The organism is Streptomyces sp. CB02056 (assembly GCF_001905545.1).
In the GTDB taxonomy this organism is placed as follows: Bacteria; Actinomycetota; Actinomycetes; order Streptomycetales; family Streptomycetaceae; genus Kitasatospora.
Window position 1 is genome coordinate 860,581 of sequence record NZ_LIPD01000001.1, and the last position, 10,970, is coordinate 871,550.

The 10,970-nt window shown below is 74.4% G+C and carries 10 protein-coding genes; 5 read left to right on the forward strand and 5 right to left on the reverse strand.

Annotated features, from left to right (window positions below; all coding sequences use genetic code 11):
• Positions 1 to 75: 75 nt before the first annotated feature.
• Positions 76 to 4,062 carry a Pls/PosA family non-ribosomal peptide synthetase gene (locus tag AMK13_RS03850; protein ID WP_079271795.1) on the reverse strand — a complete coding sequence of 1,329 codons (3,987 nt, stop codon included), beginning with the start codon at positions 4,060 to 4,062 and terminating at the stop codon, positions 76 to 78.
• A gap of 416 nt (positions 4,063 to 4,478) precedes the next feature.
• Between AMK13_RS03850 and AMK13_RS03855 the strand changes: the two genes are divergently transcribed.
• Positions 4,479 to 5,204 carry a histone deacetylase gene (locus tag AMK13_RS03855; RefSeq protein ID WP_241852735.1) on the forward strand — a complete coding sequence of 242 codons (726 nt, stop codon included), beginning with the start codon at positions 4,479 to 4,481 and terminating at the stop codon, positions 5,202 to 5,204.
• A 67-nt stretch (positions 5,205 to 5,271) separates the two neighbouring features.
• Positions 5,272 to 6,057, forward strand: a complete 786-nt coding sequence (locus tag AMK13_RS03860) for a hypothetical protein (protein WP_074001100.1) — start codon at positions 5,272 to 5,274, stop codon at positions 6,055 to 6,057.
• Between the two features lie 96 nt (positions 6,058 to 6,153).
• Here the strand turns inward: AMK13_RS03860 and AMK13_RS03865 are convergent, their stop codons facing one another.
• Complete coding sequence (locus AMK13_RS03865) at positions 6,154 to 6,672, reverse strand: SixA phosphatase family protein (protein WP_074001101.1); 519 nt, start codon at positions 6,670 to 6,672, stop codon at positions 6,154 to 6,156.
• A 195-nt stretch (positions 6,673 to 6,867) separates the two neighbouring features.
• A complete protein-coding gene (locus AMK13_RS03870) occupies positions 6,868 to 7,344 on the reverse strand; it encodes a carboxymuconolactone decarboxylase family protein (RefSeq protein ID WP_074001102.1) in 477 nt (158 codons plus the stop codon).
• 175 nt (positions 7,345 to 7,519) lie between these two features.
• On the opposite strand from AMK13_RS03870, the gene sigJ reads away from it, so the two are divergent.
• The gene (gene sigJ / locus AMK13_RS03875) at positions 7,520 to 8,461 is read left to right on the forward strand and encodes an RNA polymerase sigma factor SigJ (RefSeq protein ID WP_074001103.1); all 942 of its coding nucleotides are present in this window, start codon (positions 7,520 to 7,522) and stop codon (positions 8,459 to 8,461) included.
• Positions 8,462 to 8,551: 90 nt separating this feature from the next.
• Here the strand turns inward: sigJ and AMK13_RS03880 are convergent, their stop codons facing one another.
• Positions 8,552 to 9,007, reverse strand: a complete 456-nt coding sequence (locus AMK13_RS03880; RefSeq protein WP_143204473.1) for a hypothetical protein — start codon at positions 9,005 to 9,007, stop codon at positions 8,552 to 8,554.
• 462 nt (positions 9,008 to 9,469) lie between these two features.
• On the opposite strand from AMK13_RS03880, the gene AMK13_RS03890 reads away from it, so the two are divergent.
• Positions 9,470 to 9,733: a nucleoside deaminase gene (locus AMK13_RS03890; RefSeq protein WP_107418658.1), complete on the forward strand. Its 264-nt coding sequence runs from the start codon at positions 9,470 to 9,472 to the stop codon at positions 9,731 to 9,733.
• On the opposite strand, the gene AMK13_RS03895 is transcribed toward AMK13_RS03890, so the two are convergent.
• Entirely contained in the window at positions 9,727 to 10,347 is a 621-nt protein-coding gene (locus tag AMK13_RS03895; RefSeq protein ID WP_074001105.1) for a DUF2306 domain-containing protein, read from the reverse strand. The genes AMK13_RS03890 and AMK13_RS03895 overlap by 7 nt on opposite strands.
• Before the next feature lie 224 nt (positions 10,348 to 10,571).
• Between AMK13_RS03895 and AMK13_RS03900 the strand changes: the two genes are divergently transcribed.
• Complete coding sequence (locus AMK13_RS03900; RefSeq protein ID WP_074001106.1) at positions 10,572 to 10,958, forward strand: fucose-binding lectin II; 387 nt, start codon at positions 10,572 to 10,574, stop codon at positions 10,956 to 10,958.
• Positions 10,959 to 10,970: the final 12 nt, after the last annotated feature.

The following is a 10,970-nucleotide window of genomic DNA, read 5'->3' on the forward strand; positions in this document are numbered from 1 at the left end:
AAGGAGAAGCGGTGCGGTCACGGAGGTAGACCGTGACCGCACCGCGAACTCATCGCCCCACCGGAGTGATTCGCGTCACACCCCGGCGGTGGCCCGGTGGCGGCGCCGGCCGGCGGGCGGGGTGGGGTCGGCGTCCCAGGCGGCGACGGGGTTGCCGAGCCAGCGCCCGCCGCCGGGGACGTTCTCGCCGCGCATGACCAGGGAGGCCGGGCCGACGGTGCTGCCGGCCCCGAGGGAGGCGTTGAGCAGCACGATGGAGTGCGGGCCGGTGGTGGAGCCGGCGGCGAGGTGGACGGGGCCCAGCCGCATGACGCGGTCGTGGAAGAGGTGGGTCTGCAGGACGGTGCCGCGGTTGACGCTGGCGCCGGCCTCGACGGTGACCAGGTCGGTCTCGGGCAGCCAGTGGGTCTCGCACCACACGCCGCGGCCGATGCGGGCGCCGAGGCTGCGCAGCCACACGTTCAGGTAGGGGGTGCCGGTGATGGTGTGGCCGCCGAAGGGCATGGCGAGTTCCTCGACGAAGGTGTCGTAGAGCTCGTTGCGCCACACGAAGGAGGACCACAGGGGGTGTTCGGCGACGCGGAAGCGTCCGACCAGCAGCCACTTGGCGGCGGTGGTGACGGCGCAGGCGACGACGGCGGCGGCGGTGAGCACGAGTCCGGCGGTGCCGAGGGCGACGGCCAGGCCGTAGTCGTCGCGCAGTTCCTGCAGGGCGGCGAGGACGAGGTCGCCGAGCAGGGCGGCGAGGACGATCGGCAGCAGCCGGCAGAGTTCGACGCCGGCGCGCGCCCACATCAGGCGCCGGGGCGGGTTGTAGGTGCGGGCGTCGGCGCCGGTGTCGGCGACGCGGGGCAGCGCGAAGGCGGGGCGGCCGAGCCAGGAGGAGCCTTCGGGGGCGTGGGCGGGGGTGTCGGACAGGACGCCGACGAGGGAGTTGTCGGGCAGGTGGCGGCCGGGGCCGACGATGCCGGAGTTGCCGACGAAGGAGCGGCGTCCGACGTGGGCGGGGCCGAGGCGGAGCCAGCCGCCGCGCAGCTCGTACGGGGCGACGAGGGTGTCGTCGGCGAGGAAGGCGCCGTCGTCGACGCGCATCAGGCCGGGCAGGGCGAGCACGGTGGAGGCTTCGACGCGCCGTCCGACGCGGGCGCCGAGCAGGCGCAGCCACACCGGGGTGAAGAGGCTGGCGTAGAAGGGGAAGAGGGTGCGCCGGGCGGTGTCGCTGAGGCGGCTGACGGCCCAGGCGCAGAAGGCGACGCGGCCGGTGGCGGGGTGGTGGCCGGGGCGCAGCGGGAGGGACAGCAGGCGCACGAGGAGCGCTATGAGGGTGGCGTAGCAGACGACGGTGAGGGCGGCCAGCGGGATGGTGGCGGGCAGGAGCTGGACGAGGGCGCCGAGCAGGGTGGCGTCGCTGTCGATCATCGGGTAGACGATGGCCAGGGCGGGCAGCGCGGCGAGGATCGGGACGAGGCCGAAGAGGGCGAAGGCGGCGCCGTAGGCGAGGTTCCAGCCGCGCGGGGCGGGGGCGGGGGCGGTGGGCCAGTCGGCGGGGGCGGTGGTGTCGGGGCGGGCCGGGGAGCCGGTCCAGTGTTCGCCGGGCGGGACGGCGGTGGTGGCGGTGACGCAGGAGCCGGGGGCGATCTCGGCGCCGGCGCCGATGCGGGCGCCGGGCATGAGGGTGGCGCGGTGGCCGATGCGGGCGCCGTCGCCGATGTCGATGCGGCCGAGGTGGAGGGTGTCGCCGTCGAGCCACCAGCCGGCGAGGTCGGCTTCGGGTTCGACGGAGGCGTGGGCGCCGATGCGGGCGAGGCCGGTGACGGGGGGCAGGGTGTGGAGCTGGACGCCGGGGCCGACGCGGCAGCCCAGGGCGCGGGCGTAGCGGGGGGCCCAGGGGGTGCCGGCGAGGGCGGCGGTGCCGAACATGGCGGTGTAGCGTTCGGCGGCCCACAGGCGCAGGTGGACGTGGCCACCGCGGGGGTGGCTGCCGGGGCGGATGCGGGCGGTGAGCAGGCGGGCGCCGGCGGCGGCGAGCAGGGTGCGGCCGGGGGCGCTGTAGAGGAGGAGCAGGCCGGCGCCGACGGGCCACCAGGAGCTGTGGGGGGCCCAGGCGAGGTGGCTGCCGGTGAGGTTGTCGAGGGCCATCAGGAGGAGGATCCAGCGCAGTCCGGCGAGGGAGAACATGCCGAGGAGCAGGAGGGTCTGCCACAGGCCGGCGCTGCGGGGGGTGCGGCGCACGGTGCGGCCGCGGACGGCGGAGGAGGCGGCGGCGCCGACGGCGGTGTCCTCTGGGGCGGCGGCCGGGGCGAGGGTGTCGAGGTGGGCGGCGAGGTCGGCGAGGACGGGGTGGGCGTACAGGTCGGCGACGGAGACGCCGTTGTGCCGGGTGCGCAGTTCGGAGACGAGGCGGGCGGCGGTGAGGCTGGAGCCGCCGAGGGCGAAGAAGTCGTCGTCGGGGCCGGGGGCGGTGCCGAGCAGGCGCTCCCAGTGGGCGGCGAGCCGGCCGGCGGTGCCGTCCAGGGCCCGGGCGGCGGGGGCGGTGCCGGTGGTGGCGAGCGGCCAGGGCAGGGCGTTGCGGTCGACCTTGCCGGAGGTGCGGGTGGGCAGGGAGTCGACGAGGGCGAGGACGGGCACCAGCGGGGCGGGCAGGCGCTCCAGCAGCCGGCGGCGGGCGGTGGCGAGGTCGGGGGTGGTGCCGGGCCGGGCGACGAGGTAGCCGACGAGCAGGTCGGCGCCGGCGGGGGTCCTGCGGACGGCCGCGGCGGCGGCGCGCACGTCGGGCAGGGCCTGGAGGGCGGCGTCGATCTCGCCGAGCTCGATGCGGCGGCCGCCGAGTTTGACCTGGTCGTCGGCGCGGCCGAGGAAGATCAGGCCTTCGGGTTCGTTGCGGACGAGGTCGCCGCTGCGGTAGACGCGGGGCGAGGCGAGGGCGGGGTGGGCGCTGAACTTCTCGGCGTCCTTGGCGGGGTCGAGGTAGCGGGCGGTGCCGACGCCGGTGATGAGCAGTTCGCCGGTCTCGTACCAGGGGACGGGGTGGCCGGCCTGGTCGACGACGGCGATCTCCCAGCCGTCGAGGGGGGCGCCGATGCGCACCGGCTGGCCGGGGAGCATGCGGGCGGCGGTGGCGACGACGGTGGTCTCGGTGGGGCCGTAGGTGTTCCAGAACTCGCGGCCGCCGGTGGCGAGGCGGTCGACGAGTTCGGCGGGGCAGGCCTCGCCGCCGACGATGATCAGGCGGACGGCGTCCAGGCACTCCTGCGGCCACAGGGCGAGCAGGGTGGGGACGGTGGAGACGGCGGTGATGCGCCGGCTGACGAGCCAGGGGCCGAGGTCGGTGCCGGCCTTGACGAGGGAGCGGGGGGCGGGCACCAGGCAGGCGCCGTGGCGCCAGGCGAGCCACATCTCCTCGCAGGAGGCGTCGAAGGCGACGGACAGGCCGGCCAGGACGCGGTCGCCGGGGGCGAGCGGCTGCTGCGGGAGGAAGAGGCGGGCCTCGGCGTCGACGAAGGCGGCGGCGCTGCGGTGGGTGACGGCGACGCCCTTGGGGCGGCCGGTGGTGCCGGAGGTGAAGATGATCCACGCGTCGTCGGCCGGGGCGGGCCAGGCCGGACGGCCCGAGGGGCGGGCGTCGGTGGGGGTGTGCAGGGCGCGGCCGGGGCCGAGGACGGCGCAGACGGCGGCGTCCTGCCAGATCATCTCGGCGCGCTCGTCGGGGTCGTCGGCGTCGACGGGCACGTAGGCGGCGCCGCAGCGCATGACGGCGAGGATCGCGATGTAGAGGTCGGCGGTGCCGGAGGGGATGCGGACCCCGACGCGGTCGCCGCGGCCGATGCCGTGGCCGGCCAGCTGCCCGGCGAGGGTCTCGACCTCGTGCAGCAGGGCGCGGTAGTCGAGGACGGTGTCGCCGGTGTCGAGCGCGGGCGCGCCGGGGTGCGCCTGCGCGGTGGCGGCGATGATGTCGAGCAGGCTGCGGGGGTGGGCGGGCTGGGCCGCCGGCCAGCCCGCCACGGGGCCCGGGTTCGGGCGGTGCAGCGTGCCGGGGCCGGCCGTTTCGTGGCGTGCGTCCATGGATGGGTTCCTTGGCTCCGGGGTCCTGGGGGCGCGTACGGGTATCACGCGGGGTGACGCCTTTGTCACCTGCTGGGTGCGCCCACTCACCATGACTCCGCTGGGAGTCGGCTGGATGCAGTGAGGAATCGATCAAAGAAAATTCTCATCATCGATGCCACGCGAGGGCAGCAACGGTATGAATCGAATGCTATTTCGCTGGTTTCCGATCGTTTTCGCTGGTGAAGAGTAATCGCCGAATACCGGAGCGGTGCGACGGGAGCGAGAAGAGTGATGAACACCATGGCGACCGATTCGCTACCAGTAGTGAAGGGGCCGCTGCCGAATCGGGGGGTTCTGGTCGGATCACTGGCGTGTTCACGGTTTTCACATATTCCTGTGGGAGTCTTTCGCAGCCCACACCGCGGCTCCTTCCTGTGAGCGGACTGGGCAGCGGCGCGCCCGACTGGGATTCGGCTGGGCGAGACCGGAACCGGGACCTGGACCGTGACGGGCAGGGCGGCGGGGAGAGCGGTACGGAGAGCGGCGGGGAGGTGCTCGTCTGGTACGTGGCGTACGGCTCGAACCTGCACGCCGCCCGCCTCGCCCGCTACCTGCGCGGCGGCCGCCCCGACGGCGGGGCGCAGACCCACCCCGGCAGCCGCGACCCGCGCCCGCCGCGCCGGGCGGTGGCCACCGTACTGCCGGGCGTGCTCTACTTCGCCGACCACTCGCTCACCTGGGGCGGCGGCTCGGCCTTCTACGACCCGGCCCTTCCCGGCGAAGTCCCCTGCCGGGCCTACCTGGTGACGGTCGGTCAGTTCAGCGACATCGCCGCCCAGGAGATGCGCCGCTCCCCCGGCACCGACCTCGACCTCGCCCCGGTGCTCGCCGCCGGGCGCGCCGAACTGGGCCCGGGCCGCTACGAAACCCTGCTGCACGTCGGCGAGTCGGACGGCCACCCGCTGCTGACCTTCACCGCCGCCCGGGGCCTGGCCGGCGCCGAGCTCAACGCCCCCACCCCGCCCTACCTGCGCACCCTGGCGGCGGGCCTGGCCGAGTCCCACGGCTGGGGCCCCTGGCGCACGGCCGGCTACCTCGCCACCCGCCCGGGCGCGGCCGGGCACTGGACACCGGCGGAGGTGGCGGCGCTGCTGCTGTAGGCGCGGCCTTGGCCCGCACCCCGGACCCGGCCCGGCCGCTGTCGGTGGGCGCCGCTACCGTGCCGCCATGACCTACCACCCCACCGCGCCCGCGGATGCCGACTGGGACCGCCAACTCGCCGACGCCTTCGCCGCCTTGCTCGGCCGCCCCCTCGCGGAGTACGACCCCGACGCGGTCTACGCCGCCTGCGTCACCGGCAACCTGCTGTACGAGACCGGCTTCCGCCGCGAGCACGCCTGGGTGCGCCCGGCGGCGCTGCGCGGCGAGGAGCCGTTCGTCTCCCGGCTCCACCTGTTCGACGAGGCCGAGGGGACGCCGGTCTTCGACCCGAGCCGCTCGGTCTTCGAGTTCCGGCCGTCCGACGCCGGGGCGCATCTCCCCGAGGGCTTCGCCGCCGCCGTCGAGGCCGCCTGCTTCAGCCCCGGACTGCTGCGGGGCGCCGACCTCGCCCCGCTGCTGGAACGGTACGGCGTCGACCTCACCGACCCGGCCCTGGCCGACACCTGGGAGGTCTACGCCCCCCTGCTCGTCTCCGACGGCACCCTCCTGGACGCCCTGTGCACGGCCTTCGCCACCGGCCGCACCCCCGGGGAGCTGATGCCCTTCACGGCGGAGCCCGAGGAGGAGTGGGAGGAGGAACTTTCCGTGATCGGGAACCCCGAACTGCGCACCCACCTCGGCTACTTCTGCACCGACGGGGAGATGGGCCTGATGCCCGTGTCCGCCGACACCACGGCGTTCGGCCTGGACGACGAGGGCTGCGAACCGGTCGCGGGCTGGGAGGACGGGCACGGCCAGGTGGAGATCACCGTCATCCGGCTGAGCGACCACGTCGCCGGGCCGCGCCGCTGACCCCGGCCGCCCCGCACGACGGCCCGAACGCGGCGGGGCCGCCCGGTGAACTGCCGGGCGGCCCAGCCGTGTTCGGGTGTTTGGGCGGTGCGGGTGTCAGGCGTGCGGCGCCCAGAAGGCGGTGAGCCGGCCGACGCCGTGCTCGACGGCCTTCCAGCTGCCCTGGAACTCCAGGACCGCGATGGCCGAGGTCGGGAAGCCGGAGCGGTTCATCCGCGCCAGCAGGTCCCCCTCGGCCTCGCCCGCCAGGGCGTCGGCCAGCGCGTGGACGCCGGGGTTGTGGCCGACCAGGACCAGGTCCCGCACCTCGTCGGACTGCTCGTTGAGGAGCGCGATCAGCTCCCCGAGGCTCGCCTCGTACACGCGCTCCTCGGCGACGGTCTTCGGCACCACCGGGAGCTCGGCGGCCGCGAGCCTCCAGGTCTCACGGGTCCGCACGGCGGTGGAGACCAGCGCGAGGTCGGGGGTGATGCCGGCGCCGGCGATCCAGCGTCCGGCCGCCGGCGCGTCCTCGCGGCCCCGCTCGGCGAGCGGGCGCTCGTGGTCGTCCACGTCGGGGTGCTCGGCCTTGGAGTGGCGCAGCACGACGATCCGGCGCGTCGATTCCTCGGACATGGACGTCTCCCTCGGTTCCCGGAACGGGCGGTTCACCCGGACCAAGATCGTAACAGTCCGTACTGACGGTCCGTCGGGTGGAACGCGACGGGTGCGCCGCCCCGTCCGGGCGGCGCACCGCCCGGGCCCCGGCCTCCCCACCGGCCGTACCCGGCAGGCCGGTTGGGGAAGGAGCGGGGCCCGGAGCCGCGCCGGTCAGTGGTGGTACATGCCGACCTCGTAGCCGCCGCCGGGCTGGCGGATCATCACGTTGGCCCGGTTGAAGGCGTTGATCAGCGCGATCACGCAGACCAGCGCCGCGAGCTGCTCCTCGTCGTAGTGCTTGGCGGCGTTCGCCCACGCCTCGTCGCTCACCCCGCCGGCCGCGTCGGCGAGCCGGGTGCCCTGCTCGGCGAGTTCCAGCGCGGCGCGCTCGGCCTCGGTGAAGACGGTGGCCTCGCGCCAGGCGGCGACCAGGTTGAGGCGCACCGGGTCCTCGCCGGCGTGCACGGCCTCCTTGAAGTGCATGTCGATGCAGGCGCCGCAACCGTTGATCTGGCTGGCGCGCAGCCGCACCAACTCCTGGACGGTGTACGGCAGGGCCGACTCGGCGATGGGCTTGTTGGCCGCGATGAGGTGCTTGAGGACCTTGCCGATGACGGGGCTGGCGAAGGGGTTGAGGCGGGGTTCCATGGCGTGCTCCTCGGTCGCTGTTCCGTTGCTGCCCCTTGAGACAGGACGGCCCGCCGTTCTGTGACATCCCCCGGCCGCCCGGGCTCCGTGACCTGCGCCACACCACCCGCCAGTGGGCCCCGGCGGGCCTCGGATAGCCTGCTGGCCACGGTCGCGGGGCAGGCGGGGGGTCCACATGACGGGTACGGCGGATGTGGCGGGCGTGGCCGTGTACCGTCCGCTGCTGTTCTCCATCGCGTACGGGATGACGGGTTCGGTCGGCGACGCCGAGGACCTCGTCCAGGACGCCTTCCTCGGCTTCACCCGCGCCGACCGGGCCGGCACCGCGATCGCCGACCCCAAGGCGTACCTGACCACGGCCGTCACCCGCCTGGGCATCAACCACCTCACCTCCGCCCGGGTGCGCCGCGAGGCCTACGTCGGCCAGTGGCTGCCCGAGCCCGTCGTCACCACCGCCGAGCGGCCCGGCCCGGCCGAGCACGCCGAGCTGGCGGACACCCTGTCGATGGCGTTCCTGCTGCTGATGGAGGCCCTCTCGCCGGTCGAGCGCGCGGTGTTCACGCTGCGCGAGGCCTTCGGGTACGGCTACCCGGAGGTCGCGGAGATGGTGGGGAAGAGCGAGGCGAACTGCCGCCAGATCCTCGCCCGCGCCAGGAAGCGCCTGGCGCCCGCGGCGCACGAGGACGAAGCCGTCGCCCCGGCCCCGGCCCGCCGCGCGGAGGGCGAGGAGCTGGCCCGCCGCTTCTTCGAAGTCGCCGAGGGCGGCGACCTGGACGCCCTGCTCGGCATGCTCGCCCCCGACGTGGCGTTCCAGGGCGACGGCGGCGGCAAGGCCCGCGCACTCGCCCACTCCCTCACCGACCCGCGCCGCGTCGCCCAGCTGCTCGTCGGCGGCCTGCGCCGGGTCCGCCGCCTGGGCGCGCGCCTCGTCCCGGCCCGGGTCAACGGCCGCCCGGGCGCGGTGGTGTACGACGCGGAGCAGCGCGTGGCCGGCGTCATCGAGCTGGACATCGACGCCGACGGCGCGGTGCGGTCCGTCCATGCCGTGTCCAACCCCGACAAGCTCGCCCACCTCGGGCCGGTCTCGGGCCTGGGGCTGCTGCGGGCGCCGAAGTAGCCGGGCGACGGAACGGCCCGGGCCCTGGCAACCACCGCCCGGGCCCGGGCCGTTCGTCGTACGGGTGCGGCCGGAGGGCCGGCCGGAAGGTCAGAGCGCGGTGCAGACGGCGGTCGCGCGGATGGACTCGGTCCCGGTGCCGGTGTTGGTGCCGCGCACGACCCAGGAGTTGTCGGTCGCGTAGGAGTCGGTGACGAAGATCCGGAAGGCGCTGGTCTGGCCGCCACCGCCGGTGGGCACCTCCCCGGACGGACAGCTGACGATGGCGACCCCGTTGTCCCCGGGGGCCACGTCGATCCAGTCGCCGACGACCTGGTCGTGCGCGGCCATCAGTGCGGGGCTGACGGCGGCCGGGCCGTGCGGGACGACGACGGTCGGCTTGACGTTGGGCTTGCCCACGGGCTTGCCCGCCGGCTCGCCGACGGGCTCTCCGACGGGCTTGTGGCTGGGCTTGCCGTCGGCGACGGCGGCCACGGTGCCCGTGGCCAGGACACCGGTGACGGCGACGGCGAGGGCGGTCAGGACGAGGGGCTTCATACGGGCCACGGGGGCTCCTGAGGGTTGCGGCTCGGGGTGCGTCGACGCGGGGCCGTTCCCCGCGTCGAGCCCGATCCGTACCCGAACCCCCGACTCCGGCGCGGAGGCCCGCCGTACCGGCTACCCGGGCGGGGGAACACCGCTGCCCGACCGGGCTAGCCGGGGCCGGCATCCCCCGGTTCGATCAAGGAAGCCGTCCACGGGGGAAACACGGGCGACCGTCACCTCGGTACGTTCCGGCACTTCATCGCCGCGGCCCGCGTCATCGGCCGGCGCGACGCCCCGCGCCGCCTCGCGCTCGGCGCCGGGGTCCGCCTGGTCGCCGCCTGCTCCGACTCCCCCGCCGCCGCCGGCTCCCCTGCGCCCGACACCCCGGTCCCCGACACCGGGAAGCCCACCGTCGCCGAGCGGGAGAGCACGCTGGAACTCATCCCGAACGAGCCGTCGGACAAGGAGCCGTTCCGCGCCCGGATGCTCAAAGGCTGCGAGATCTACACCAGCGGCCAGCCGTGCCCGATGTGCATGAGCGCCATCTACTGGTCCCGGTTCGACGCCGTCTACTTCAGCCAGGACCTGCAGGACACCCAGGACATCGGGTTCAGCGACGAGTACCAGTACGACGACTTCAAGAAGCCCATCGATGAGCGGAGCATCCGCATGGTGCAGTTCTGCCCCGAACTCGGCAAGGTCCCGTACGACGCGTGGAGGGCCAGGCCCGACAAGCACCCCTACTGACCTGTGACCACCTCCGCGACGGCGCGGCGGGGGCGGGTGAACCAGCAGGCCAGCAGCAGGTTGGGCACCCAGCACAGCCAGGCGATGGCGGTGTAGGAGGTGCGGAAGTCCAGGTGCGCGGCCGTCGCGGCGACCAGCATCAGGCGCAGCGTGACGGCGGCGAAGGTGAGCGCGAAGCTGCGGATCATCCAGCTGCGGTGGTCGGCCACCCGGCCGTCGAGGATCGCCCGCAGCCCGGCGTTGCCGGTCACCAGCCAGGCCACGGCCAGGCCGACGAAGCCGAGCCTCGCGACCGCTCCCCCGTACGCGACGGGCGCCAGCAGCAGCGCGCCCACCCCGCCGACCAGGCAGCCGAGCAGGTAGACGACGCCGATCCGGCGGTGCAGGCGCGGCCGGCGCTCGCGCAGGCGGGCGGAGAACTGCCACGGCCCGACCGCGAGTGCGGTGATCGCGCCGAAGATGTGGATGTAGAGCGGGACTTCATGGCGCAGGTAGGTGGCGCGCTGCTGCTCGAAGAACCCCGCGGGGTCGAAGCTGAAGTACTTGGCGGAGACCACGGCGATGAGAGTGGCGAGCACCGTCATGACGGCCCAACCGGCCCGTGTGATGCGCATGGACCGAGTGTCGGGTCTGGCGGCCCGGGCCGACATCCGGGTTGCCCCCGAGAGGAACCCCCAGAGAACCCCACCTTCCTTGCGGGGGTTGGCACTTGGCGCCCGATGTCAAGATCGTTCCCTCGAAAGTGTTATTCCGGAACGGAGTTCCTTGGAATCGATCGCGGCGCGGCTAGCGTGAGCGGTGATCACCACGAGAACTCCCCACGGAACGAAGGAATCCCATGTCCGACACCTATGTGTACGTCAAGGGCAACACCGCCGAGATCAGCCTGCCCGCCGGCGCCCAGGTCGCCGTCAAGGCCAAGACCAACTCGTCCAACGTCCAGAAGGTGCAGCTCACCAGCAAGGACGGCAGCGTCGACCTGGCGTTCAGCGGGACCGGCGAGGGCAACGCCCCCATCGGGCAGTCGACCGTCACCGGGCCGGCCGTCCTCACCGCCGCCTTCGAGTTCGCCGCGGCCGACGGCGACTTCAAGCCGAGCAATCTCAACTCCGGCGGCCCGTACGCGATCGGCGCCTACAACCTGGCGGTGGTCGTCGCCGAGAACGGCGACGACTCCGACTACAACGACACCGTCCTCGAGTTCAGCTGGCACACCCCGAAGTAGCCGCAGGGGCCG